The organism is Actinocorallia aurea (assembly GCF_054783995.1).
In genome coordinates this window covers 24,011-48,105 of the sequence record NZ_BAAGPQ010000020.1, presented here as the reverse complement: position 1 = coordinate 48,105, position 24,095 = coordinate 24,011, and the positions used below count along the sequence as shown (strand labels likewise).

23 protein-coding genes are annotated in these 24,095 nt (G+C 70.1%); 10 read left to right on the top strand and 13 right to left on the bottom strand.

Annotated features, from left to right (window positions below):
• Positions 1–22 precede the first annotated feature (22 nt).
• From ACYVOM_RS24250 to ACYVOM_RS24240, 3 genes are all read right to left on the bottom strand, one after another.
• A complete protein-coding gene (locus ACYVOM_RS24250) occupies positions 23–1,207 on the bottom strand; it encodes an acyl-CoA dehydrogenase family protein (RefSeq protein ID WP_460305780.1) in 1,185 nt (394 codons plus the stop codon).
• 132 nt (positions 1,208–1,339) lie between these two features.
• The gene (locus ACYVOM_RS24245) at positions 1,340–2,200 is read right to left on the bottom strand and encodes an alpha/beta fold hydrolase (protein WP_460305779.1); all 861 of its coding nucleotides are present in this window, start codon (positions 2,198–2,200) and stop codon (positions 1,340–1,342) included.
• A gap of 167 nt (positions 2,201–2,367) precedes the next feature.
• Positions 2,368–3,177: an IclR family transcriptional regulator gene (locus ACYVOM_RS24240; RefSeq protein ID WP_460305778.1), complete on the bottom strand. Its 810-nt coding sequence runs from the start codon at positions 3,175–3,177 to the stop codon at positions 2,368–2,370.
• 287 nt (positions 3,178–3,464) lie between these two features.
• Here ACYVOM_RS24240 and ACYVOM_RS24235 point away from each other — a divergent pair, with 287 nt between their 5' ends.
• Positions 3,465–4,478 carry a MarR family winged helix-turn-helix transcriptional regulator gene (locus ACYVOM_RS24235; protein WP_460305777.1) on the top strand — a complete coding sequence of 338 codons (1,014 nt, stop codon included), beginning with the start codon at positions 3,465–3,467 and terminating at the stop codon, positions 4,476–4,478.
• 46 nt (positions 4,479–4,524) lie between these two features.
• Here the strand turns inward: ACYVOM_RS24235 and ACYVOM_RS24230 are convergent, their stop codons facing one another.
• The 9 genes from ACYVOM_RS24230 to ACYVOM_RS24190 form a co-directional block, all read right to left on the bottom strand.
• Entirely contained in the window at positions 4,525–5,430 is a 906-nt protein-coding gene (locus ACYVOM_RS24230) for an SDR family NAD(P)-dependent oxidoreductase (RefSeq protein ID WP_460305776.1), read from the bottom strand.
• A gap of 24 nt (positions 5,431–5,454) precedes the next feature.
• The gene (locus ACYVOM_RS24225; protein WP_460305775.1) at positions 5,455–6,402 is read right to left on the bottom strand and encodes an SMP-30/gluconolactonase/LRE family protein; all 948 of its coding nucleotides are present in this window, start codon (positions 6,400–6,402) and stop codon (positions 5,455–5,457) included.
• 220 nt (positions 6,403–6,622) lie between these two features.
• Positions 6,623–8,128 carry a class I adenylate-forming enzyme family protein gene (locus ACYVOM_RS24220; RefSeq protein WP_460305774.1) on the bottom strand — a complete coding sequence of 502 codons (1,506 nt, stop codon included), beginning with the start codon at positions 8,126–8,128 and terminating at the stop codon, positions 6,623–6,625.
• 10 nt (positions 8,129–8,138) lie between these two features.
• Positions 8,139–8,435 (bottom strand): hypothetical protein, encoded by a 297-nt coding sequence (locus ACYVOM_RS24215; RefSeq protein WP_460305773.1) that lies wholly within the window; start codon positions 8,433–8,435, stop codon positions 8,139–8,141.
• Positions 8,436–8,478: 43 nt separating this feature from the next.
• On the bottom strand, positions 8,479–9,606 hold the full coding sequence (locus ACYVOM_RS24210) for an FAS1-like dehydratase domain-containing protein (RefSeq protein WP_460305772.1): 1,128 nt from the start codon (positions 9,604–9,606) through the stop codon (positions 8,479–8,481).
• A 25-nt stretch (positions 9,607–9,631) separates the two neighbouring features.
• On the bottom strand, positions 9,632–10,780 hold the full coding sequence (locus ACYVOM_RS24205; RefSeq protein WP_460305771.1) for a CaiB/BaiF CoA transferase family protein: 1,149 nt from the start codon (positions 10,778–10,780) through the stop codon (positions 9,632–9,634).
• Entirely contained in the window at positions 10,777–12,978 is a 2,202-nt protein-coding gene (locus tag ACYVOM_RS24200; protein WP_460305770.1) for a CaiB/BaiF CoA-transferase family protein, read from the bottom strand. Before ACYVOM_RS24200 ends, ACYVOM_RS24205 begins: the two co-directional genes overlap by 4 nt.
• A gap of 94 nt (positions 12,979–13,072) precedes the next feature.
• Positions 13,073–14,185 carry an acyl-CoA dehydrogenase family protein gene (locus ACYVOM_RS24195; RefSeq protein WP_460305769.1) on the bottom strand — a complete coding sequence of 371 codons (1,113 nt, stop codon included), beginning with the start codon at positions 14,183–14,185 and terminating at the stop codon, positions 13,073–13,075.
• A gap of 33 nt (positions 14,186–14,218) precedes the next feature.
• Positions 14,219–15,403: an acyl-CoA dehydrogenase family protein gene (locus ACYVOM_RS24190; protein WP_460305768.1), complete on the bottom strand. Its 1,185-nt coding sequence runs from the start codon at positions 15,401–15,403 to the stop codon at positions 14,219–14,221.
• A gap of 392 nt (positions 15,404–15,795) precedes the next feature.
• Between ACYVOM_RS24190 and ACYVOM_RS24185 the strand changes: the two genes are divergently transcribed.
• Genes ACYVOM_RS24185 through ACYVOM_RS24145 form a run of 9 tightly spaced genes read left to right on the top strand, consistent with a single transcriptional unit; the run spans position 15,796 to position 23,546 of the window.
• Positions 15,796–16,341 (top strand): FAS1-like dehydratase domain-containing protein, encoded by a 546-nt coding sequence (locus ACYVOM_RS24185; RefSeq protein ID WP_460305767.1) that lies wholly within the window; start codon positions 15,796–15,798, stop codon positions 16,339–16,341.
• A complete protein-coding gene (locus ACYVOM_RS24180) occupies positions 16,341–16,805 on the top strand; it encodes a Zn-ribbon domain-containing OB-fold protein (protein WP_460305766.1) in 465 nt (154 codons plus the stop codon). Before ACYVOM_RS24185 ends, ACYVOM_RS24180 begins: the two co-directional genes overlap by 1 nt.
• Entirely contained in the window at positions 16,802–17,203 is a 402-nt protein-coding gene (locus ACYVOM_RS24175; RefSeq protein WP_460305765.1) for a hotdog family protein, read from the top strand. Before ACYVOM_RS24180 ends, ACYVOM_RS24175 begins: the two co-directional genes overlap by 4 nt.
• Positions 17,200–18,378, top strand: coding sequence for a lipid-transfer protein (locus ACYVOM_RS24170; RefSeq protein WP_460305764.1), 1,179 nt, complete (start codon positions 17,200–17,202; stop codon positions 18,376–18,378). Before ACYVOM_RS24175 ends, ACYVOM_RS24170 begins: the two co-directional genes overlap by 4 nt.
• A gap of 28 nt (positions 18,379–18,406) precedes the next feature.
• The gene (locus tag ACYVOM_RS24165; RefSeq protein WP_460305763.1) at positions 18,407–19,612 is read left to right on the top strand and encodes an acyl-CoA dehydrogenase family protein; all 1,206 of its coding nucleotides are present in this window, start codon (positions 18,407–18,409) and stop codon (positions 19,610–19,612) included.
• Positions 19,612–20,739: an acyl-CoA dehydrogenase family protein gene (locus tag ACYVOM_RS24160; RefSeq protein WP_460305762.1), complete on the top strand. Its 1,128-nt coding sequence runs from the start codon at positions 19,612–19,614 to the stop codon at positions 20,737–20,739. Before ACYVOM_RS24165 ends, ACYVOM_RS24160 begins: the two co-directional genes overlap by 1 nt.
• Positions 20,736–21,650, top strand: coding sequence for an SDR family NAD(P)-dependent oxidoreductase (locus tag ACYVOM_RS24155; protein ID WP_460305761.1), 915 nt, complete (start codon positions 20,736–20,738; stop codon positions 21,648–21,650). Before ACYVOM_RS24160 ends, ACYVOM_RS24155 begins: the two co-directional genes overlap by 4 nt.
• Positions 21,647–22,516: an SDR family NAD(P)-dependent oxidoreductase gene (locus ACYVOM_RS24150; RefSeq protein ID WP_460305760.1), complete on the top strand. Its 870-nt coding sequence runs from the start codon at positions 21,647–21,649 to the stop codon at positions 22,514–22,516. Before ACYVOM_RS24155 ends, ACYVOM_RS24150 begins: the two co-directional genes overlap by 4 nt.
• A gap of 31 nt (positions 22,517–22,547) precedes the next feature.
• The gene (locus ACYVOM_RS24145) at positions 22,548–23,546 is read left to right on the top strand and encodes an amidohydrolase family protein (protein WP_460305759.1); all 999 of its coding nucleotides are present in this window, start codon (positions 22,548–22,550) and stop codon (positions 23,544–23,546) included.
• A gap of 84 nt (positions 23,547–23,630) precedes the next feature.
• Here ACYVOM_RS24145 and ACYVOM_RS24140 read toward each other — a convergent pair whose 3' ends face one another.
• A complete protein-coding gene (locus tag ACYVOM_RS24140; protein ID WP_460305758.1) occupies positions 23,631–24,092 on the bottom strand; it encodes a VOC family protein in 462 nt (153 codons plus the stop codon).
• Between the last annotated feature and the right edge of the window lie 3 nt (positions 24,093–24,095).

Below are 24,095 nucleotides of genomic sequence, written 5' to 3'. Positions count from 1 at the left end.
TCTCCTTGTCGTGGCACGCCGGTCAGATCATCGAGCGGATCGGGCCGAGGGGCGGCTCGATGTCCAGGTCGGTCAGTGCGGACACGTGGTAGACCGAGCCGGGGACGTGGATGGCGTGCGCCAGGCCCATGTGCGCGTCACGCCAGAACCGCTGGATCGGGTTGTCGGCGCGCAGCGCGTTGCCGCCCGACCGCATCACGATCTCCGTCGTGGCGTGGACCGCCCTCCAGGCGGCCCGGACCTGCACCCGGCGGCCCGCGGCCCGGTCGGCGAAGGTGATCTCCCGGCCGGCCGCCGCCTTGTCGTACATGCGGCAGGCGTTGTCCAGGAAGCGGGTGCGGCTCGTCGCGATCTCCTCGGCCGCCTCGCTCACCGCGTACAGGGTGTACGGGTCGTCCTTGATCTTCGTCCCCGTGATCTGGGTGCGCTCGCGCTGGTAGGCCAGGCCGAGCGCCAGGGCGCCCTCGGCCATGCCGATCACGGCGGCGGTGATGCCGAGCGGGAAGGCGCAGGAGAAGGGCATCCGGTAGATCGGGTTGTCGTGGACGGCTTCGGCTCCCGCGGAACCGTCGACGACCTTCGCGAACTCCACCACGCGGTGACCGGGGACAAAGGCGTCCTTGACGATGATGTCCTTGCTGCCGGTGCCGCGCAGCCCCGCGACGTCCCAGGAGTCCTCGACGATCTCGTAGTCGGCGCGCGGAAGGATGACGTGCAGTCCTCGGACGGGCTGGGCGACGCCACCCTTCCCGTCCCCGAGGAGGCCGCCGAGGAAGATCCAGTCGCAGTGGTCGGTCCCGGAGGAGAACTGCCAGCGGCCGTTGAACACGTACCCGCCGTCCACGGGCTGCGCCACGCCCATGGGCGCGTACGGCGAGGCGATCCATGTGTCCGGGTCGTCGGCCCAGATCTCCTCCTGCACCTTCGGGTTCGCCAGGGCCATCTCCCACGGGTGGACGCCGACGATTCCCGCGACCCATCCGGTGGATCCGTCCTTGGCCGCGATCGCCATGACGGCCTCCGCGAACTCCCGCGGGTGCGCCTCCAGCCCCCCGTAGGCGACGGGCTGGAGCATGCGGATCACGCCGGAGTCCCGCAGGGCCTTGGCGGACTCGTCTGCGAGCCTGCCAAGCCGTTCGTTCACCGGGCCGTGGGCGGCGATCTCCTCGGCTCGTTCCATGATGTCGTCCAGGACGCGTCGCGTCATCGTGCTCTCCCGTGGGATAGGCGCCGGGTTCTCACCGGGCTTTCGGGGTGGTCCGCTCCGGGCGGTGGGGACGGCCGCAGGCGCGAGTGCGCGCGGCGACGGGGCGGGAAAGATCCCGCCGGCCTGCTCCGGTCAGGCGTCCTTGCGCGTGAGGAACGCCAGGACGGCGGCCTCCCAGGCGTCCTTCTGCTCGATCATCACCCAGTGCCCGCAGGCGGGGAAGACGTGCAGTTCGGCGTCGGGGATGGCGCGCATCGGCAGGAGGGCCATGTCCAGGGGGCTGACGCGGTCGTCACGCCCCCAGGTGATCAGGGTGCGGGCCTTCAGGCGGTGCAGCATCGCCCAGTAGGGCGGGGCATCGGAGTCCTGGGCGGCCTTCAGTCCGGCGGTCATGACCGCGGTGGAGTACATGCGGCGGGCCGCCGCGAGCGTGTCGGGATCGGTCGCCTGCGCCCAGCGCTCCTCGATCATCTCCTCGGTGACGACCGCGGGATCCCAGACCATGGAGTGCAGCCAGCGCACGAGCTTCTCGCGCGTCGGCTCGTCGGTGAACTCCATGAGCAGCCGGATGCCCTCGCCGGGCGCCGGGCTGAACAGGCTGCGGCCGATGCCGCCGACCGTGACGAGCCTGCGGACCCGGTCCGGGTGCGCCAGCGCGAACTGGAGTCCGACGATGCCGCCCATGGAGTTGCCGATCACGTCGACCTGGTCGAGGCCGAGGCCGTCCAGGAACCTGGTGACGGCGTCGGGTGCGGCGAGCATCGGATGCCGGTCGGTGGGGTCGCTGACGCCGAAGCCGGGGAACTCGAGGATCAGGCAGCGGAACCGCTCGGCGAGGACGGGCAGGTTGCCGCTGAAGTTGCGCCATCCCGTGACCCCCGGCCCCGAACCGTGCAGAAGGAGCAGGGGAGGCCCGTCTCCCGCTTCGTGGTAGCGCAGGACTCCTGCGTCGGTGGGCAGTTCGCGCAGCGTCGCCGCGTGGGTCAGCTCCATGGGATTCCTCGGCTCCTCGGGGTGGCTCACCGGGAACCTAAACGCGCCCGGCCCGCGGCGCTCCCCTGGTTCCCGCTCACCGGGAGAGCCTCCCGAACACGCCGGTCCGCAGCCCTTGCACAGGAATACCGAGGTCCCGCCGGGTGGACTCCGAGGCTGGACCGGGGTCATGCCGGTTCGGCATGGCGGGGGGACCGTGTCGCCGCGGTGCCTGAGAGCTCCCGGGCCACGCGGAGGACCGCGTCCTGCACCATGGGCGCGACCCGGTCCAGAGGGGTGTCGCGGGGTCCCACAAGGGAGATCGCGCCTACCGGCCGGCCCTCGGGGCTCCTGATCGCGGCGCCTGCGCAGGCGATGCCCTCGACGCACTCCTCCCGCTCCACTGCGAGGCCTCTGCGGCGGCGGATCCAGCCCAGCTCGCGGTGCAGGCCGGGAAGATCGGTGATGCTGCTCTCCGTGGCGCGGGGCAGTCCCTCGGCGTACAGCGCGTCCACTTCCTCTGCCGGCAGCCAGGCCAGCATGGCCTTGCCCAGCGAGGTGCAGTGCGCCGGGGCCCGTCCGCCGACCCTCGAAGCGACGGCTGCGGCCCTTCGGCCGCCGACCTTGTCGAGGTACTCCACGCTGGTGCCGTCCAGGACCGCGAGGTGCGCGACGAGATCGGTCCGCATCGCGAGGTCGTGCAGCCACGGCGCGGCGGCGCTGCGGAGATCGCTGTGCCCGCTCTCTCGAGCTCCCCAGCGCACGACCCGACGGCCCAGGCCATAACCCGCACGGGCATGGTCGATCCACTGAAGGCGGACCAGCTGGTCGAGAATGCGGTGAGCCGTCGACCTCGGCAGGCCGGTACGTCGCGAGATCTCCTCCAGCAGCAGGCGTGTGTGCGAGCCGTCGAAACAGTCCATGATCAGCGTCATTCGCTCGACCATCGAAGGCGGCCTGCCGGCGCTCTCGGGGGTGGGTACGAGTGCCATCGTCATCGGATGTCCTCCGAATCTAGAACCGAGCGTGACTCTAGCTCAGCCAGACCCACGAATGGAAGAGATATATGCTTTTAATCAATCAATCTACAAGCACGTTCAACAGCAAGGTAGTGCCCTACTGCCCTCACTATGTGCAGACATACATGTGATCTATCAATGGACTGGTTACCACTGGCTGGGATCGTCACGACGCGTGGACTTCCCGGCATGGAACACTTGTGAGCAGTCATGCATCTCGGAACCACCGCGCCGTGCGAGGGCTCCGACGGGAAGGGAGCAACTCGGTGGCCATCGGCCGTGAGGACCTCGCGCTGGAGCGGGCGACGCTGCAGTTGATCAACGTCGTCGCCTTCACCTCCGGCACGCGAGCCCACAGCCGGCGCATGAAGGCCGCGACGGGCATCGACCTGCCCCCCTCCGAACTTCGGCTCCTCGAACTCCTCGGCGGTCGCGAGCCCCTCCCCACGAGCGTCGTCGCGCGCGAGCTCGGGATCGACCTCACGCAGGCGAGTCGCCAGGCCGGCCAACTGGAGGCGGCCGGCCATCTGGTGCGGCGGACCGACCCCGCCGACCGCAGGCGCACTCTTGTCGCGTTGTCGGAGTCGACGGCCGCCGTCCTCGACAGATGGCTGGTCGAGTGGAGCCGCGACTACCTGGGCGCGATCGAGCACTGGGACCCGGAGAGCATCTCCACCGCCGCGCGATGGTTCGCGCTCGTCCATGACCTTCTCCTGCACGCCCTGCCGGACCGGCCTCGGCCCGCCAGTGCCGAACGCTGGCTCGCGCTCGCGGGCGCCGATCACGACCCCCAGACCAGGGCGTTCCTCCGCACGATCATCGCCATCGTGACCTGGGTCAGCCAGTCCAGGGGCTACAACGACCTTCTGGAGATCATCGGCTCGCCTATAGGTCAGCATGGGTTCTTCACACTCCAGGTGGTGCGCCAGAGCGGCCCGCTGCCGATCGCCGAGGTCGCCGACCGGCTGGCCATCGACCCCTCCCAGGCGAGCAAGCGCCTGCGTCAGCTCACCGACGCGCGGCTCGTGGACCGCGCCGTCGACGGCTTCGACCGGCGCAGCAGCCTGATCCGGGTGTCGCGGAAGGGCTCCGCGCTGCTCGCCAAGGTCGCCGAGCTTCAGCTGTCCACCTTCGAGCAGCTCACCGACCAGATCACCGAGGCGGATCGGGAGCGTTGGACGCCGCTGGTGAAGTCGTATGTCAACGGCGTGTTCAGCCATCGCATCGGCCCCGACGGGGTCGTCCGAGCCACGGAACCCGAGCTCTTCGACCTTCGCTGACCTCCCCGGCCTTCCTCCCGAGGAGGAGGCCGGGGAGCAAGCGGACTCAGCTCTCGGGCATCGCCGGAAGCGCGACCACCTGGGGCTGGGCGTGCTCGGTGATCTCCATGACCTCCGCGAAGCGGGAGGCGACGGCCTCCGGTGTCAGCGCGGGGTCGTAGATGCCCGCGGTGTTCACGACGGCCATGCGGCTGACCGCGCCGCCGGCCACATTGAAGACCTCTCCGCTGACGTCGCAGGACGGGTGGGCCAGATAGGCGCCGACCGGTGCGACGAGTTCGGGGAGCAGCGCCGTACGCATGTACTCCATGATCTCCGGCGTCAGGGAGTCCGCCGAGGCCTCGGCCATGCGCGTGCCCGCTCCCGGCGCGATCGCGTTGACCTTGATCCCGTGGGCCATGCCCTCGAGTGCGAGGTTGCGGGTCAGGCCGAAGACCGCGCCCTTGGAGCTGCCGTAATGGGTCATCAGCGGGTTGCCGAGCATCGCCCCGGAGATGGTGTTGACGATGCGGCCGCTACCGGACTCGCGCAGGTACGGCCAGGCCGCCTTGCTGACCCACAGGGACCCGAAGAAGTGCACGTCCAGATGACGCTGGTACTCCTCCTGTGACACCTCCTCGAAGGAGGCCGTGCGAACGATGCCCGCGTTGTTGATCACCGCGTTCAGGCCGCCGAAGGCCTCGACGGCCTGCGCGACGATGCTGCGGGCACCGTCCGGGTCGGAGACGTCGGCGCGCACGGCGATCGCGGTGCCGCCCGCCTCGGCGATCTCCTTGACGACGAGAGCGGCCGGGTCGTCCCCGTCTGTGCCCGAGCCGTCGGTGCTGGCACCGAGGTCGGCGACGGCGACCTTGGCGCCCCGCGAGGCGAGCAGGAGCGCGTAGGAGCGGCCTATGCCGCGGCCCGCGCCGGTGACGATGACGCTGCGGCCTGCGAAGGAAAGCTCTTCCATGGGGTGGTCTCTCTTCCGGTGGTATCAGGGACGGTTTTCGCCGCCGGTGAACTCGGTCTCGGCGACCCAGATGGAGCCGAGACCCTCGGCCCGGGACTTGGCCCAGTCGTAGACCTCCAGGCCGGCGCAGATGAAGAGCGTCGACCGGTCCGCACCCCCGAGCACGCACGCGACCCCCATGCCCTGCTCCATCGGGATGGTGACGGCGTGGGTCATCTCGCCTCCCTCAACGAAGCGACCGACCGCGCCGCTGCCCGGCAGCCCCGCCCAGACGCCGCCCTGGTCGTCCAGGCAGATGCCGTCGGGGAGCCACGGCAGCTGCGCGAAGAGCCTCCGGTTGGACAGGGAGCCGTCCTCGGCCCGGTCCACGACGGTGATCCGGTAGGCGTCGACCTCCGCGACGATCAGCCGGCTCCCGTCGGCGGTGATGGTGACTCCGTTGCCGCAGCTCAGGTCGCCGATTTCTGCGGCCACACGGACCGTCCGATCGGGCTCGACGACGATCAGGGCGGACTGCTTGGCCTCCTCGCCCTTGAACAGGTCGTAGCCGAGCTGGGTGATGTAGGCGCGCCCCTCCGGGTCGACCACCATGTCGTTGCACGACGAGGTGGCGGCAGAACGAAGGTCGGCGTAGGTCTCCAGGCCGTCGCCGTCCCAGACGAGCAGGAGCCGTTCGTGCATCGAGACGACGAGCATGCGTCCGTCGGGGAGCCAGCCGATGCCGCCGAAGACGACCTCGGTGTCCGAGGGCGCGTCCGAGTCCGGCTCGTGGCTGACCGGCTTGCGACCCGAGCCGTCGATGAGGACTTCGGTCTCACCGGCCTCGGAGCAACGCAAGACGCGGTGGTTGTACATGTCGCTGAAGTAGAAGGAACCCTCGTGCCAGCGGGGGATCTCGGTCCACGAGAAGCCGGTCGCGATCTTGCGGGCGGGAACCCGCCGGGCCGCTGAGATGACTTCGGCGATGTCCATGCTTCCTCTTTACATGCTTAGAGTTCAGTATTTTCTGCGCCCGAGCAGACGTGGCACTCAGGCTCGACAGGGGCACATGGCTGACCTTTGTCGAGATCAAAGCCGGTTTACACCTGGGCACACGAGAGATGTGACGTGCGCCATACCGGGTACTAGTACGACATATTCAATGCCGTTAGTCAACCTTTTGGTCCGACATGCCTTCCCGGCGTTCGGTCCGCTACCGGTCCCTCGGCGCGGGAACGGTCTGCTCCCGCAGGACCCTGCGCAGCACCTTGCCCATGTCGTTACGCGGCAGCAGATCCATCAGGCGCACTCGGGCCGGCACCCGGCTGGACCGCAGATGCTCTCCCACCCAGACCTGAACCATCGTCTCGTCCAGCGACGAGCCTTCCCGCGGGACCACCGCGGCCACCGCCACCTCGCCCCACTCCTCATCCGGGACACCGAAGACGGCGGCGTCGCTGATGTCGGGGTGCTGGACGAGGACGTCCTCGATCTCCCCGGGCGAGAGGTTCTCCCCGCCTCGGACGATGACGTCGTCCAGCCGGCCCTCGACGTAGACGTAGCCATCGGCGTCGACACGTCCCGCGTCCCGTGTGCGGAACCAGCCGGCCGCGTCGGTAGAGCCGGCGGCGGCGTACTCGCCCGATACCTGCGGACCCCGCACCCAGAGTTCACCCGCCTCGCCGACCGGAACCTTCTTTCCGTCGGGGTCGCAGACGATGATCTCCACGCTCGGAAGGGACCTGCCCACCGAGTCCAGACGCCGTGCGACGGCCTCGTCGGAGGCCCCATGGGCCGCGCGATGGTCGGCCGGGCCGAGGATCGCCACGGAGGACGTCGTCTCGGTCAGCCCGTAGGCGTTGACGAAGTCGACGTGCGGCAGCAGGTCAAGGGCTCGTTCGATCACGGGACGGGGCATTTTGCCCCCGCCGTAGGACAGATGACGCAGGTCGGGCAGCGGGGTTCCGGTGCGCTCCAGGACCTCGACGATCCGGGCGAGCATCGTCGGAACGACCATGGCATGGGTGATCCGCTGCGCGGCCGCCGTCTCGACCCAGCGGTCGGCCTCGAAGTTCGGCAGCTGCACGATCCGCCGACCGCCGTAGACGCCGGTGAGCACTCCCGCGACACCGGCTATGTGGTACGGAGGCACGCTCACCAGAGCGGCCTCGTCCGTGCCGGCGCCGAGCATCTCGGTTCCGTTGAGCACGTAGGACGCAAGGTGCCGGTGACGCAGCACCGCCACCTTCGGCTTACCCGTCGTGCCGCTCGTGTGCAGCAGGACCGCGGGGAACTCCGGATCCTGCCCGGGCTCGGCGGTGTCGACCGGGTTCTCGAGGACCTCCGCCAGGAACTCCGCGGGGGTGCCGATCCGGAGACCGCTGATCGCGGGAAGGCTTCCCGTCGTTCGCTCCTCCGCGATCAGGACGGCGGGCGCCTGGTCCGCGACCAGCGCCGCGAACGGGCCGGCCGCGAGCCGGTAGTTCAGCGGCGCGAAGGGCCTTCCCGCCACCGCGGCACCGAAGAGCGCGACGGGGAACACCTCGGTCGCCGTACCCGCGTAGAGGAACGGGCGGCCGGGCTGGTCGGACATCCACGTCGCCGCCCTGCCGGCGGCCTCTCGCAGCTCGCCCAGCGTCAGACCGGACTTCAGGTCCCCGACGGCGACGCGGTCCGGGTCGACCCCGGCCACCATGTCCAGCAGCATGACGATGTTCATCGTGGTCCGTTCAGTCCGATGCCGGCAGGGCCTTGGCGGCCCTGACCTCGAGGGTCCGGCCGTCGAGGACGAGCGGGCCCGGGCCGCTGCGCGTGCACAGCAGCTCGACCGAGCCAGACTCGTCGCCGTACCGCTTCCCGATGGCGAGCTCCTCGCCTGCGGCGTCCGGCACGGCGGAACCGGAGCCGTCGGCGGTGAGCGGCGCGCCCGCGCAGGTGATCTCGCTCTCGCCTCCTGGGGCGCGGATCACGACGAACTCGGCCGCCGTTCCGGCCGCCTTCAACTTGAGACCGGGCTTCAGTTCCATGGGGTGGTGACTCCTTTGTGGGTTCTTCGATGCGTCGCTGCGGTCAGCCGTACATCGTGGGGGCGGCGACCGCCTCGGCGGACCAGAGCAGCTCGGGCTCGCGCGGCTCACCGGAGTCGCGCCTCGGCAGCCGCACGGTCGCCTCCGCGGTCGCCGTCTCGACGGAATCCTGGTTGACGACCGCGACGCGGACGTCGGCCCTTCCTTCGCCGTCCTCCGTATAGACCCGCGTCACCGAACCGACGACGGTGTTGGTGTCGCCGATCAGGTTCGGCCGGCGGAGCTTGGCGCTCAGTGAGAGCAGGTCGCCCCAGTCACCCATCCAGTCCGCGACCATCTGGCACAGCCAGGTGATGCGCTGCGGCCCGTAGTCGAACGATGCCGCCTGAGCACGGTTCTTCCGCGCGTACTCCGGATCCGCCCTGCCGCCCGCGCCCATGTCGATCGTCCCCTCGTCCGTCTTGCGGGAGCGGCTGATCGTCAGCGAGCCGAGGCTGAACAGGTACAGCTCGGACGTGGTGTAGGTGCCCTTGGCGAGCTCCGGGAGGGCCTCGCCCTCGCGGACGTCCTCCCAGTACAGGACGGTCTCTCCCCGTCGGCTCCGCTCCCATACGAGGGGATCCGGAGCGACCTGCCGATGACCGTTCGCCGGGGCGGCCGCGACGCCCTTGCCCGGATTGGCGAACCGCAGCATGTGGTTGGTCATCCGCGCCACGAGTTCACCGCGGTGGTTGTAGTACTCCGTCTGCCCGGAGCACACCAGGGCCTCGCCGAGCTGGGGCATCCGGCGTCGCCGGACACCGACGGGAGTCTCGATCGAGCGGACGCGGTCGCCGAGCCAGACGGGCCGGAGCCAGGTGATGTCCGCGCCCAGATAGAGGATGCTCAGGTCCTTCATCGCCACCTCGTCCTGGGGGATGTGGCCCCAGATGGACGCGTTGGCGCCGAAATCGATCGAGAACAGGAACGACGGCGAGCCGATGAGGCTGTGGAAGCGCGCACCATCGGCGTAGTCGCGGTCGCGGTAGAGCGGGTTGTAGTCTCCTGCTCCCTCGCTGTGCCGCCGCAGCCATTCCGTCGTCACCTCCCGCCAGGGGCGCGGGGCCATCGGTCGCCCGAGCCCCTCGCGGTACTCCTTCTCGAAGTCGTCCAAAGTCTTGATCCGGCTCACCTTTCGGCCTCCATGTGATCGGCTCTCATGCGATGACTCCCGCTGTGCGGAGCTTCGCGATCTCGTCTGCGGAGAAGCCCGCTTCTTCCAGAACGGCGTCGGTGCTCGCTCCCGGCTGCTCGGCCGGCGGCGGCATCTTCAGGGGCGTGCGGCTGAAGCGCGGCGCCGGCGAAGGATGGGGGACGCCGTCGACCTGCGCGAACTGGCCGCGTGCCACGGCGTGCGGATGGGTGACGGCTTCGGCCAGGTCGAGCACCGGCTGTACGCAGGCGTCGACGCCCTCGAAGAGCCGGGTCCACTCGTCCCTGGTCCGCGTCGCGATGACCGCGGCGACCCGCTCGGTCGCGGCACTCCAGCGTGTGCGGTCCATCTGCGGGCCCAGGTCTTCTTCCGACAGGCCCACCACCCCCAGGAACTCACGGTAGAACTGGGGCTCGATCGCCCCGACGGCGATCCATGCGCCGTCGGAGGTCTCATAGGCCCGGTAGAAGTGCGCGCCGCCGTCGAGGAGGTTGGTGCCCCGCTCGCGCCAGTAACCCCGGGCCGCCATGGCGTGGAAGGGGGCGAGAAGCAGCCCGAGGCCGTCGTTCATCGCCGCGTCGATCACCTGACCGAGCCCCGACTCCGTCCGCTCCAGGAGAGCCGCGGCGATGCCGAAGGCGAGCAGCATCCCCCCGCCGCCGTAGTCGGCTGCCAGGTTGAGCGGCGGAACCGGACCCCGCCCCCGCTCCCCCAGCGCGTGCAGCCCGCCGGAGAGCGCGAGGTAGTTGAGGTCGTGGCCCGCCGCGCTCGCGAGAGGCCCGTCCTGTCCCCAGCCGGTCATCCGGCCGTAGACCAGGCGCGGATTCCTGGCCAGGCATTCCTCCGGGCCCAGGCCCAGCCGCTCCACCGCACCCGGCCGGAACCCCTCCACCAGGACGTCCGAGCGGGCGACGAGTTCGAGGACCACGTCGCGACCGCGTGGGTCCTTCACATCGACCGACACACAGCGCCGGCCCCGCGCGTGCGCGTCCGACGGATGCCTCCGCACTCCGACGCGCTCGACGCCGACCACCTCGGCACCGAGATCGGCCAGCAGCATGCAGGTGAAGGGGCCCGGGCCCTGACCGGCGAGCTCGACCACCCGGATCCCGCTGAGCGGACCGGTCCGGACCTCTGTCCGCCGAACGGTCATGACGCGCCCGCCGGGACGTCACCGATGACGCCGCTCTCCAGCAGGGCGGCGTACTCGAGTTCACTCAGCCCCATCTCGTCGACGAGGACCTCGTGGTTGTGCTCGCCGAGCATGGGGGGACGCCGGGTCAGCCACTGCGGCCGGTCCCTCCGGCGGAACGGCAGGGTCGGCAGGGGGATCTCGCCCGCCCATGGAAGCTCGACCGCCTCGTAGGCGCCACGACCGGCCAGCTGCGGATGTTCGTGGACCCACCGGGCGTCGGTGGCCGAACCCGCGGGGATCCCCGCCGCGATGAGCCGGTCGACGGCTTCGTCGGCCTCCGTTCCGGCGGCCCAGGCGGCGATGCGCGCCTCGACGCGGTCCGCCTCCTTCCTCCGCCCGGACGCATCCGCGAGAGAAGGGTCATCACGCCAGTCCGGTGCGCCGACGATGTCGGCCAGCGCCGTCCACTGGGCTTCGTCGCACACCGAGAGGCACACCCACTGCTCGTCCCCCAAGGTTCTGAAGGCGCCTTGGACATGGGTCTGCTCGCTGCGGTTGCCCGTCCGGTCGAGCAGCTCGCCGTCCGCGGTCCACCGGATGACCTGCTCGGAGGCCATGATGAGCGCCCCTTCCGCGAGCACGGCCTCGACCAGTGCGCCTCTCCCGGTCGCTCTGCTGCGCAGGAGGGCGGCCGACAGGGCGAAGAAGGCGTTCGCTCCGGCCATGGGGTCTGCCGGTCCCTGCGGGTTCGTCGGGTCGCCGTCCGGGTAGCCGGTGCGCCAGCAGAGGCCGGAGAACTGCTCGACCGTCTGCGCGTAGCCCACCATCTCCCGCCGGGGACCGGTCAGGCCGAAGGCCGGCATCCTGAGCATGACCAGGCGCGGGTTGATCTCGCGAACTGCCTCCCAGTCGAGGCCGACCGACTCCAGCACGCGAGGCGCGAAGTTCTCCAGGAGGACGTCGGCGCCCTCGATCAGCCGGACGAGCAGCTCCCGCCCCTCGCGACGGGTGATGTCGATCGTCACGTTGCGCTTGTTGAAGTTCCCGCCGAGGTAGAAACTCCCGCACTCCCACCAGTGGTCGCGGGAGTGCGGGACTCCCCCCATCGTGCGTGCCCCGTCGATGCGACGGGTGCTCTCGATCTTCAGCACGTCCGCGCCGAAGGAGCCCATCGCCGAGCCGACGTACGCCCCCACCCACCAGGTGCTGAGGTCGAGCACGCGCAGGCCTGTGAAGGGCTGCTCCTGCTCCCCTCCGACCTCGGCCCGTGCCTCTGCCGGCGTGTCCCTGCGGCGCTCCGGCCGCACCCCGTCGAAGAGGAACGGGGGACGGGGAACCACTCCCCTGCCTTCGGGGTGCTTCTCGTAGAACCCTCGGGCCTCGATCTGCGGGTCCTGCAGGATGGTCTCGCCGTTGTGCACCGGCGCGGCAGGAATCCTGAAGATCCCCGCGGCCTCGATGCCCTCTTTGACCGTGTGCCGACGCGTCCAGGCGCGCACGGCCTCGGTCCATTCACCCATCCGGGCGTAGCGGCCTTGGAAGGTCCGCATCTGCTCGTCGGCCAGCCAGTCCGGCCGCTCGATCAGGACGAGGAAGTCCTCGTGGTTCTTCGCCGAAGCGAGGTTGTAGCCGATCCAGCCGTCCTTGGCCGGCTCGACGCTGGGGGTCAGCCGCGTCCGGGGGCTCGGGACCTTCTCGGGCGGAGTGACCGAGGCCGCCACGTCGAGGAAGAGATTGGTGGCGTAGGCGCTCACCTCCAGCAGGGACACGTCGAAGATCCGCGCGCCGCGGCCGCCGTGCAGCGCCGCCGTCGCGGCGCCGGCCGCCATGGTGCCCGCCACCCAGAGGCTCTCCGAGCTGCCCGTCATGATCGGGTAGCCGGTCGCCGAACCGCGCCTGATGAGGAAGCCGGACTCGGCCTGGAGCGTGAACTCACTCCACGGTCGGCCCGTGCCCGCCCACGGGCCGTCCAGCCCCCAGGGGGTGATGACCGCGACGATGGTGTCGCCGAAGCGGTCCAGCAGGTCGCCGGAAGGCGCATCGGGGAGTTCGAGCACGACGATGTCCGCCGCTATGCTCGCCGCGAGTCCGGGCAGGTCCGCGAGGTCCGCGGGGGTGTGTTCCTTCCCGTAGTGCAGGTAGGACTCGAAGGCCTGACCCCGGCCGAGGGATCCTGTGCTCGCCCTGGTCACCGAGGCGCCCGCGTCGTGGAGCATCCGGCCCGCGTAGGCCCCGGCGATCGATGACGACCACTCGAGAACCCTGATCCCGTGTATCGGGGCGCTGCCGCCCCGGTCGTTCGCCGCCATGTCAGGCCGCCAACAGGTCGCCGAGCGAGGCGAGGGTTCCCGACGGACCACCGAGCGCCAGGGAGCCTTGGCGTGCGGCGAGAAAGAACCGGTGCAGAGGGAAGTCGAGGTCGACGCCGATTCCGCCGTGCACCTGCATCGCCGCCTCCATGACCCGTGTGGGTGCGTCGGCCGCCCACCACGCGGCGATCGCCACGGCCTCCGGGTCGACGATGTTTTCGGCGAGCAGCCACGCCGCCCGCCAAGAGGTGAGGCGCACGGCCTGGACATCGATGTAGGCGTCGGCGACCTTGTGCGAGACCGCCTGGAAGGTACCGATGGAGCGCCCGAACTGCTTGCGCTCGTTGACGTAGGCCGCGGTCATCGCCAGTGCGTTCTCGATCGTCCCGAGTTGGGCGAGGCACCGCGCGACGGTCAGGGAGGCATCGAGCCTGCGGCGCGTTTCCTCGGTCAGCTCTCCGGGTGCGACGAGGACGTCGTCGGCGGGCACGGTGTACCCGTCGAGGGAGAGCCTCCACCGATGCGCCCGGTCGACCGACGTGTGGGACGCCAGGGCCGCTCCGGACCCGTTCGGGTCGATCAGGAGCAGTCCAGTCCTGCCGGCGTCGTCCGAAGCCTCCACGAGGACGCGGTCGGCCACGGTCGCCAAGGGGACATGGGCCACGGCGCCGTTCACTCGCCAGGCTCCCTCGCCGGCGCTCACATGGAATCCGGGCGAGGCCGCGGTGACGGCCTGCGGTCCCGCGACCGCCCTCGGGGCGGCCGAAAGGATCAGTTCCCCGCCCGCGAACGCGGGCAGGAAGCGCCGCTTCTGCTCTTCCGTCCCGCAGAGGGCGACCGGCAGTGCCGCTCCGGCCAGGACCTCCGGAAGGAACAGCACCGCGGCTGCCTTGGCGGCCTCCTCGATCAGGATGCACTGCTCGACGAAGCCCGCGCCGCTGCCTCCGTGCTCCTCGGGAAGGCCGATGCCGATCAGGCCGGCCTTCGCCAGTTCCCCCCAGAGAGGCCGATCGAACGGCTCGGACGGGTCCGGCGACTTCGCAGCGGCCCCCGCGATGATCGTCGCCGCGAGCTCGGCGACATCCTGCTCTTGTTCGTCGTAGCTGTAGTCCACGGGTCTACTCCTGGTGCAAGGGGTTGGTTCCGGTCATCGGGGCGCGCGCGGAAGCCCGAGGCCCAGCTGGGCGATCAGGTCGCGCTGGATCTCGTTGGCGCCGCCGATGAACGTCATGACGTTGGAGGAACCCGCACCCTTGGCGAGGGAGCCTCCCCCGACCGCTTCCGGTGACGTCCTGTCGAGTCCCGCGTCGAGCCCGATGAGCTCGTACAGCTGACGGCGGCCGCGCCCGAACAGCTCCGAGCCGTAGACCTTGGCCGCCGAAGCCTCCGCGGGCTCCAGCCGGCCGGCGTCGACGGCGGTGGCGAGCTTCGCGTTCAGCAGCCGCTGGAACTCCACCTCCGCCCTGACCCTGGCCAGCGTGCTGCGAACGGAGGGGTCGTCGAGCATGCGGGCTCCGTCGGCCGTCTCGGTCGCCGCGGCCCACTCGCGGACCTCGGCCCAGGCCTGCTCGATCGGCGCGGTCGTCACGAGCGCGACCCTCTCGGAGTTGAGCTGCCCGGTGATCATCGCCCAGCCGTTGTTCTCGCCGCCGATGCAGTTCTCCACCGGGACGCGAACGTCGTCGAAGCCCACCGCGGCCACCGAGTGGTCTCCGAGCGTCCGCATGCGGGTCGAGGAGATCCCGGGGGCGTACCTCGGCACGACGAGCACCGAGATGCCGCGGTGCTTCGGCGCGTCCGGGTCGGTGCGGACGGCGAGCCAGATGTAGTCGGCCGCCTCCATCATCCCGGTCCAGAGCTTCTGCCCGTTGATGACATAGGAGTCCCCGTCGCGGACCGCGCGCGTCCTGAGCGAGGCCAGGTCGGTGCCCGACTCGGGTTCGGAGTAGCCGATGGCGAAGTGGATCTCTCCGCGGAGGATCCCGGGTACGAGCGTCGCGCGCTGTTCTTCGGTGCCGTGCGCCGCGATCGCGGGACCCACGCTGTTGATCGTCAGCAAAGGGATGGGGACGTCGGCCTGGGCGGCCTCATCGCTGAAAATCGCCTGTTCGACCATGGAGAGCCCTTGGCCGCCGATCTCCTTCGGCCAGCCGATCCCCAGCCACCCGTCCTCGCCCAGGCGGCGGATGACCGTCTTGTAGGCGTCCGTCGCGTTCTCCGCGTAGTGGCCGTCGCGAAGCTCGTGTCGGAGCTCGGGAGTCATGATCTCGGCGAAGTAGGCGCGCATCCGAGCGCGCATCTCCACCTGTGCTTCTGTCTCCGCAAGATGCATGGAGACCTCCTTCAGGCAGCCTTACCGGAGCCGGATGCCACCGGCGACACACGAACTTAACCAGATATACATGCAACTAATCAATGATTATTTGCGGCTTGCCTGGACGCGCTTCAGCAAGGTAAGCCCAGTACACAAGGTTCTTTTCGACCGCGAACCCACGGTCACCGAATCGATCAGACTCCGATCCATGAAGTTTCTCAAGCAAAATCGGGTGTGGAGGCCCCAGTGCTGTTCCGCGTCGGCATCCCCATCGTCGGACGAAGGCCGACACCGCGCCCAGTGCCCCTTCCACTCAGTGGGAGTCCGCTACTGACCGACCGGGGCGAGGCCCAGACTCCGAGGTCCGGGACCCGTCCGGGTCCCTCTGCACGGAAGGAGAGAGGACGGCGGTGGACGCACGACAACTCGATCTCGACGCCTACCTGGGCGTCGAAGCCGAACCTCCACGGGTGGCGCGGTACCCGGTCAACGAGGCGATGATCCGCAACTGGGTCGAGGCGCTCGACGACCGCAACCCGATCTACGTCGACCCCGACGCCGCACGCGCGGCCGGGAGGCAGGGCGTCGTCTGCCCCCCCGCGATGGTCTCCACGTGGGTGATGAACGGCTACCGGCGCTGGCGCGAGGTCCAGGCGATGCGCAAGGCCGGGCAGGCCGAGGACTTCGCCTACTCCCGGCTGATGGCGGAACTCGACGAGGCCGGGTTCACCTCGGTGGTCGCCACCGACGTCACGCAGCGGTACCTGCGCGAACTGGAGCCCGGTGACCGCGTCACCTGCCATTTCACGATCGACTCCATCTCCCCGTTGAAGCGAACGGCGCTCGGCCCCGGCCACTTCGTCACGCTCAAGAAGCGCTACACCGACGCGAGCGGGTCCACCGTCGTCGAAGAGGACTTCCGCCTTCTTCGCTTCAGCCCCGTGAAGGAGGACTGATGGCCGACTCCGCGAATGCCGCCCAGACCCGCCGGACCTCGGTCCCTCCCCTGATCGTCACCCAGGACAACGCGTTCTGGTTCGAGGGGGCGCGGGAGGGCAGGCTGCTCGTCCAGCGCTGTTCGGAGTGCGCAGCGCTCCGGCACCCGCCGGGTCCCGCCTGCCCCGAGTGCAGATCGTTCGACTGGGACGTCGTCGAATCCGGCCGGCTCGGCACACTCCACAGCTACACGGTCGTCCACCGCCCCCAGGACCCCGCCTTCACCTACCCCCTCTCCATCGGGCTGCTCGATCTCGCCGAGGGATTCCGGCTGGTCGCCGACATCGGCGAAGTGGAGCCCGATGGCCTGAGCATCGGCATGGCGATGGAGGTCGTCTTCACCGAACACGCCCACGGTGATGTGCTGCCTTCCCTTCGGCCCGTCGTATCAGCCCAGGGGCCCGACGGCGAGGTGATCCCGTGACTCTGCCCCCAAGCTCCGAAGGCACCGCGCTGCCCGACCTGGTGATCGAACTCGACCGAACCGCGATCATCGCCGGAGCCATCGCCTCCCAGGACTTCGAGGACGTCCACCATGACCCCGGCGCCGCGCAGTCCCGCGGAACGCCGGACATCTTCATGAGCATCAACACCACGAACGGCCTCGTGGACCGCTACGTCACTGACTGGACCGGCCCTACGGGGCGCATCACCGCGGTCTCACTGCGCCTGGGCGTTCCCAACTTCGCCGGGGACACGATGACCCTTCGCGGCGAGGTCATCGAGAAGACGGACGACGGCGCGGTCCTCAAGGTCGTCGGAACCAACTCCCGGGGTGTCCACGTCACCGCCCGGGTCAGCGTAGGGACGGTGGGCGCGTGAGCGGTTTCTCCGGAAGGGCGGCGATCGCCGGCATCGGCGCCACCGAGTTCTCCAAGGCCTCCGGTCGCAGCGAATGGCGGCTGGCCTGCGAGAGCGTGCTCGCGGCGCTCGCCGACGCGCAGATCTCCGTGGATGAGGTGGACGGGTTCGCCCTGTTCACCATGGAGACCAATCCGGAGATCGCCGTCGCCCGCGCGCTCGGCATCCCGGAGCTCAAGTTCTTCAGCCGCATCCCGCACGGCGGCGGCGGCGCGTGCGCGCCCGTCCAGCAGGCGGCGCTCGCCGTCGCGAGCGGCGTCGCGGACGTCGTCGTGGTCTACCGGGCGTTCAACGAGCGCTCCGGGCATCGTTTCGGCTCCGGTCCTCCGCCCTTCGCCTACGTCCACAACACCGACCAGGAGTACCGCAACTGGATCAACCCGTACGGCCTGCTCACTCCGGCGGCTCAGGAAGCCCTCTTGGCCCGCCGTTACATGCACAAGTACGGGGCCACCAGCGCGGACTTCGGTGCGGTGTCGGTCCTCTCCCGCAAGTACGCGGCCAACAACCCGAAGGCCTGGTTCTACCAGCGCCCGATCACCCTCGCCGACCACCAGGCGTCGCCGATGATCGCCGACCCCCTCCGGCTGCTGGACTGCTGCCAGGAGACCGACGGAGGCCAGGCCCTGGTCATCGTCAGTGCCGAGCGTGCCCGCGACCTCCCGCACCCGCCCGCGCTGATCACCGCGGCGGCGCAGGGCGTGGGACCGCAGCAGATCTCCATGAGCAGCTACTACCGCGATGACATCGACGTGCTGCCCGAGGCCGAACTCGTCGCCAGGCAGCTGTGGGCCCAGTCCGGCGCCGGCCCGCAGGACATGGACGCCGCGATCCTCTACGACGCCTTCACCCCGATGCTGCTGCTGCAGCTCGAGGAGTACGGCTTCTGCAAGCGCGGCGAGGCGAAGTACTTCATCGCCGACGGCAACCTCGAACTCGACGGCCTCCTGCCCGTCAACACCCACGGCGGGCAGCTCGGCGAGGCCTACGTCCACGGCGTGAACGGCATAGCCGAAGCCGTCCGGCTCATCCGCGGCACCTCGGTCAACCAGCCGGCGAAGCCGATCGAGAACGTCCTGGTCACCGGCGGCTCACCCGTGCCGCACAGCGCCCTCATCCTCGGCGCGGACCGGTGACGGCAAGGACGACAAGGAAGGACTCCCCATGTACCCGGACCTGTCTCCGGCCTCGAAGGAGCTGCGCAAACGGCTGCGCGCCTACTTCTCCGACATCATCAGCCCGGAGGACCGGGCCGCCCTGCGCGAACAGAACGAGGGAGGCCCGACCTTCGACCGCATCCTGCGCAGCATGGGCGAGGACGGATGGCTGGGGCTCGGATGGCCCGAGGAGTACGGCGGCCGGGGAGAGGACCCCGAGGCGCTCTTCGTCTTCTATGACGAGGCGATCCGCGCCGACGCCCCGCTCTCACTCGTCACCCTCAACACCGTCGCGCCCACCCTGATGAAGCACGGCACCGACGCGCAGAAGGCCTACTTCCTGCCCCGCATCCTCGCCGGTGAGATCACCTTCGCGATCGGCTACACCGAACCGGGCGCCGGCACCGACCTGGCCTCGCTCCAGACCCGGGCGAAGATCGACGGGAACTCCTTCGTGATCAACGGCAACAAGGTCTTCACCAGCGGAGGCGACTTCGCCGACTGGATCTGGCTCGCCGTCCGCACCGACCCGGACGCCCCGCGGCACAAGGGCATCTCCATCGTGATGGTCCCGACGGACGCGCCGGGCTTCTCCGCGACCCCGATCGAGACCGTCGGCGGGCACAGCACATCGGCCACCTATTACGAGGACGTGCGCGTTCCGCTCACGAACCTCGTCGGCGAGCTGCACCGCGGGTGGAAGCTGATCACCGACCAGCTCAACCACGAACGGGTCGCTCTCGCAGCCCGCGGCGGAATCGCCAACGAGCTGCTCGACGAGACGCTGGCTTGGGCGCAGGCGACCCCGCTGGGCGACGGCACCGTCTACGACATCTCCTGGGTCCGGACGAAGCTCGCGCAGGCCTACGCCCTGCTCAGCGCATCGGAACTGGTGAATCTGCGGCTCGTCGCGGACATCGCCGGCAACACGCTGTCGGGCGGGGGCTCGGGCGCCGCGAAGATCGTCGGAACCGAGTCGGTGGTCGCCGCCTACGGGTTGCTCCAGGAAGTGCTCGGCCTGGCCGGGCTGCTCCGGGCCGACTCCCCCGGTGCCGCCATCGCCGGCCGCGTCGAATGGCTGGGCCGCCGGTCTCAGAACAACACCTTCGGCGGCGGCACCAACGAGGTCATGCGCGAGCTCGTCGCGGCCAAGACCCTCGGCATGGCCCTGGCCTCACGCCGCGCGCCGGAGCCCAAGAAGGACGGGAACTGATGGATTTCACCCTGGGCGCCGACCACGAGGCGGTGCGCGACCTCGCCGCAGAGATCTTCGCCGGCAAAGCCGACGTAAAGCGTGTGCGCGAGGTGGAGGCCGACCACGGCGGATTCGACGCCGATCTGTGGAGGACCCTCGCCTCCTCCGATCTGATCGGGATCGCGCTGCCCGAGGACGTCGGCGGTGCGGGCCTGGGCATGCTCGGCCTGGTGGCGCTCCTGGAGCAGCAGGGCCGACGGGTGGCCCCCCTGCCCCTGTGGTCGGTGATCGCCGCCGCGGCTCTTCCCATCTCCGCGCACGGCACCGAGGAACAGCACCGGCGCTGGCTGCCGGGCATCCTCGACGGCACCGCTCTGGTCACGGGCTGCTTCGAAGCCGGGCCGGACGGAGGGTCGTCCTTGAGCGCCATCGAGGAAGCCTCCGGCTGGGTCGTGTCGGGTGAGCTCACCGCGGTCACGGCGGGGCCGGTCGCGGAGGCGGTCGTCGTTCCGTTCTCGACCGCCTCCGGCACGCGCGTGGCCATCGTGCCGACGCAGCGCGCGGGCGTCACCCTGACGCCGCTCTCCGTCACCAACAGGGAGAGCAGCGCCGCTGTGACCTTCGAGTGGGTGCGGCTGTCGGCAGCCGACGTCCTCGAAGGCGACGGCCCGGTGATCGTCGACGAGGTCCGCACCCGATCGCGGATCGCGCTGGCCGCACTGGCCGCGGGCGTGTGCGAGGAGGCGGTGACCATGACCGCCGCGTACACCTCGCAGCGTGTGCAGTTCGGCCGGCCTCTCTCGACGAATCAGGCCGTCCCGTTGCGCGCCGCCGACGCCCATCTGGATGCCGAGCGCATCCGGTTGACGACTTACAAGGCGGCCTGGCATGCCGACCGGGGCGAGGAGGACCAAGCCCGGACGGCCTCGCTCGTCGCCAAATGGTGGGCGTCCACAGGCGGTCTGCGAGCCGTCCACGCCACCCAGCATCTGCACGGCGGCATCGGCGCCGACCTCGACTACCCGATCCACCGCTACTTCCTCTGGGGCCGCCAGATCGCCTTCACGCTCGGTTCGGCCGGCGCGGTGGAGGCGGAACTCGGCGACCTCCTGCACAAGGCCACCCCGATCGGAGCGTCCGCATGACCCACCTCGCCATCGTGACCGGCGCCAGCCGCGGCGTCGGCCGCGCCATGGCCCGCCGCCTCGCCTCCGACGGCATCGCCGTCGCGGCCGTCTCCCGTACCCTCCACCCGGGTGACGGTGCCTATGAAGGCTCCCTGGAGGAGACCGTCGCGCTGATCAACGAGGAGGGCGGTACCGCCCGGGCCTTCGTCGCCGACCTCGGCCGCCGGGACCTCGACCGTGCGGCTCTCGTAGCCGAGATCGAGGAGGCGTTCGACGCCACCGCCGACATCCTGGTCAACAACGCCGCGGCGGCCCGCCACCACGGAAGCCTCTTCACCGATGTCCCGCGCGAGTGGTTCGAGGACTCCGTCGAGACCAACGTCTGGAACACCTGGGACCTCATGAAGGCCGTCGTGCCGGGCATGCGGCGCAACGGTGGCGGCTGGATCGTCAACCTCTCCTCCCGGCTCGCGGCACCCCGCGTCGGCCCCCCGTTCGATCCTCATCCTCTTGCGGGCTCCGTCCTGTACGGCGGCACCAAGGCGTTCATCGACCGGCTGACCACCGGAGCCGCCATGGAGCTCTACGACGACCGGATCGCCGTCAACACGCTCGCCCCCAACCGGGGCGTGGCCACCGCCCAGGCCTCGGCGGCCGTGCCCGGATGGCCGTCCGAGCCGGAGGAGACCATGGCCGAGGCGGCGCTGCTGCTCTGCACCGCGGACCAGGCCGAGGTGACCGGCCGGATCGCCTACAGCCTCCCCCTCATCAAGGAGTTCCGCCGACCCGTGCGCACCCTCGACGGAAAGAGCCTGGTCGAGGGCTGGCAGCCGGACGACATCGACGAGGCGGGTTTCCTGCCGGACTACCTGCGCTACGACCCCGCCCCGCCCGTCCCCGAGGCGCTGCTGAAGAAGGCGTCGGCATGACCGCGGGATCGCAGGACCTCTTCGGGCTCGCCGGCCGGGTCGCGATCGTCACCGGCGCCGGCAACGGCATGGCCCGCGCCACCGCGCTGCGGCTTGCCGCGGCGGGCTGCGACGTCGCGGTCGTCGATCTCGACGGAGCGGCCGCCGAGCGCACGGCGGCCGAAATCCGAGGGCTCGGCCGCCGCTCGGTCGCACTGGCCAAGGACCTGACGGACTCCTCGGCTCCGGCGGAAATGGTCGAGGAGACCGTGGAGGCCCTCGGGGAACTGTCCGTCGCCGTCAACGTGTGCGGCGGCACCGCGGGCGTCACCAAGTCCTTCCTCGACATGTCGCTCCAGGAATGGCATCGGCCGATGGCCCTCAACCTGGACTCGGCGTTCCTGTCCTGCCAGGCCGAGGCCATCGCCATGGTGCGGTCCGGGCGACCCTCGGCAATCGTGAACGTGGCCTCGTCGAGCGGTGTGACGGCCGCTCCCAACCTTTCGGGATACGGCGCGGCCAACGCGGCCGTGGTCCACTTCACGAAGACCGCCGCCATCGAACTGGCCCCTTACGGGATCCGGGTGAACTGCATCGTCCCCGGCACCCACTGGACGGCCGGGACCCGGCGCAACGCCACCAGCCCCGAGTCGCCGGCCGCCGTACGCGAGTTCTTCGCCACCGCCGAGAAGGTCACTCCGCTCGGACGGCTCGGGGAGTCCGAGGAGACCGCGGGGGTCGCGCTCTTCCTGGCCTCGGACCTGTCCAGCTACATGACCGGGCACTCCGTCGTCTCCGACGGCGGGATCCTGCACACCACCGCCCGCCCGGCCTTCGGCGAGGCGAAGGTCCCCGAGGCCCTCAAGAACCACCTCGCCGCGCGATAGCGGCGAACCACCCCGAGGAGGACGCACCGTCATGGGCGACCTTGAGATCATCGACATGCACTGCCACCTCCAGCGCGATGCCGAGCACGGCCGGGAGATGCGGGACTACTTCCTGACCCCGCACCTGGTGAAGCCCGGCGCCCCCAACCTCGGCACCTTGGGAGAGTTCCAGGAGTTGATGGCCCTGACCGGCATCAGCGCCATGAACGCGCTCATGTTCACCTGGAGCGGGCGCTACTTCCGGCACGGCCTCTTCACGCTGCCCGACGACCCGGCCGAGCGGTCCGAAGGCGAGGCCGCGCTGCGCGGGCGGGTCGCGCGCAGGATCCGCGACAACAACGACTGGGCGGCGTCCGTCGCACGACAGCACCCCGAGGTCGGCTACTTCGCGGGGGTCAATCCCGTGGTCATGGGAGCCGAAGAGGCGGTCGCCGAGATCGCCGCGCAACGCGGTCAGGGCGCGCTCGGGGTGAAGATCGTCCCCTCCGACCTGGGCGTGGCCGGATCCGACCCCCGTCTGTTCCCGGTCTACGAGTACTGCGTGGAGCAGGACTTCCCCGTGCTGACCGAGACCGGCGGGCACAGCCCGCACTGCCGGCCGTCCGGCTTCGCCGGGGCGCTCGCGGCGTTCCCCTCCCTGCAGCTGGTCTTCGCGCACTTCGGCCACGACAAGCAGTTCGGCGGCCCGCTGGACCAGGAGGTCCTCGAACTCGCCCGCGCCTACGAAGGCGTCCACACCGACACCTCGCTGCGGCTCCACGAGGTGGCCGACGGGAGCGTCGGCGCGGAGGAGATGGTGAAGCACCTGCGTGCTCTCGGCATTGACCGCGTCATGTTCGGCTCGAACTACGTGTTCTCCGATCTGCTGCCGGAGCGACCGGCCCACCGGCCCGCCCCGGACGGCGTGGACCCGCGCTTCACCCAGGTCTGGAAGTCCGTCCAGGTCCTCAAGGAGCTGCCGCTCACCGACGAGGAACGCGCCGGCGTCGCCGCAGGCAACTTCAAGAGGCTGACCGGCTTCCGCACCTGACGATCGGTGCAGCTCGAAGGCCGCCCCACCTGGTGCTCGGAGCACCAGGTGGGGCGGCCTTCGGCCTTCGGCGTGGAACCGGCGTCAGGACGGCGGTTCCAGCAGCTCGACCCGCACCAGGTCCGGGTCGAGGACGTAAACGGCCCGGTAGCCTTCCAGAGGTGCCGAGCAGATGATCGGGTCGGACAGAGCCTCGACGCCGTGGTCGCGCAGCCGCCGCAGCGCGCCGTCCAGGTCGGTGACGGTGAGCGCGACGTGCACGGCCCCGACGTGGCCGTTGTCCGGATCGAGTACCACCGGCGAGCCTCCCACGTACTGGAGCAGCTCGATCACCGCGTCTCCCTCGGCGGGATGGACGAACGCCTGCCGGACCACCACCCCCGGGTACCCGGTGACCTGGTCGACGCGCGGGCCACTGCGATCCCAGGGGCCCAGGCGGTCGCCGCCGAGCAGCCGCTCATAGAAGTCCAGGGACACCTCGATGTCCTTGACGGTGATGCCGACATGGTGGATCCGGTTCTGGTGCCCGAGCAGCGGTTGCGTCATGGT

Coding starts and splice junctions, on each gene's coding strand:
- ACYVOM_RS24250 (WP_460305780.1), bottom strand. CDS start 1,207: ATGACGCGACGCGTCCTGGACGACATCATGGAACGAGCCGAGGAGATC.
- ACYVOM_RS24245 (WP_460305779.1), bottom strand. CDS start 2,200: ATGGAGCTGACCCACGCGGCGACGCTGCGCGAACTGCCCACCGACGCA.
- ACYVOM_RS24240 (WP_460305778.1), bottom strand. CDS start 3,177: ATGACGATGGCACTCGTACCCACCCCCGAGAGCGCCGGCAGGCCGCCT.
- ACYVOM_RS24230 (WP_460305776.1), bottom strand. CDS start 5,430: ATGGAAGAGCTTTCCTTCGCAGGCCGCAGCGTCATCGTCACCGGCGCG.
- ACYVOM_RS24225 (WP_460305775.1), bottom strand. CDS start 6,402: ATGGACATCGCCGAAGTCATCTCAGCGGCCCGGCGGGTTCCCGCCCGC.
- ACYVOM_RS24220 (WP_460305774.1), bottom strand. CDS start 8,128: ATGAACATCGTCATGCTGCTGGACATGGTGGCCGGGGTCGACCCGGAC.
- ACYVOM_RS24215 (WP_460305773.1), bottom strand. CDS start 8,435: ATGGAACTGAAGCCCGGTCTCAAGTTGAAGGCGGCCGGAACGGCGGCC.
- ACYVOM_RS24205 (WP_460305771.1), bottom strand. CDS start 10,780: ATGACCGTTCGGCGGACAGAGGTCCGGACCGGTCCGCTCAGCGGGATC.
- ACYVOM_RS24200 (WP_460305770.1), bottom strand. CDS start 12,978: ATGCTCCACGACGCGGGCGCCTCGGTGACCAGGGCGAGCACAGGATCC.
- ACYVOM_RS24190 (WP_460305768.1), bottom strand. CDS start 15,403: ATGCATCTTGCGGAGACAGAAGCACAGGTGGAGATGCGCGCTCGGATG.
- ACYVOM_RS24180 (WP_460305766.1), top strand. CDS start 16,341: ATGGCCGACTCCGCGAATGCCGCCCAGACCCGCCGGACCTCGGTCCCT.
- ACYVOM_RS24165 (WP_460305763.1), top strand. CDS start 18,407: ATGTACCCGGACCTGTCTCCGGCCTCGAAGGAGCTGCGCAAACGGCTG.
- ACYVOM_RS24160 (WP_460305762.1), top strand. CDS start 19,612: ATGGATTTCACCCTGGGCGCCGACCACGAGGCGGTGCGCGACCTCGCC.
- ACYVOM_RS24155 (WP_460305761.1), top strand. CDS start 20,736: ATGACCCACCTCGCCATCGTGACCGGCGCCAGCCGCGGCGTCGGCCGC.
- ACYVOM_RS24150 (WP_460305760.1), top strand. CDS start 21,647: ATGACCGCGGGATCGCAGGACCTCTTCGGGCTCGCCGGCCGGGTCGCG.
- ACYVOM_RS24145 (WP_460305759.1), top strand. CDS start 22,548: ATGGGCGACCTTGAGATCATCGACATGCACTGCCACCTCCAGCGCGAT.
- ACYVOM_RS24140 (WP_460305758.1), bottom strand. CDS start 24,092: ATGACGCAACCGCTGCTCGGGCACCAGAACCGGATCCACCATGTCGGC.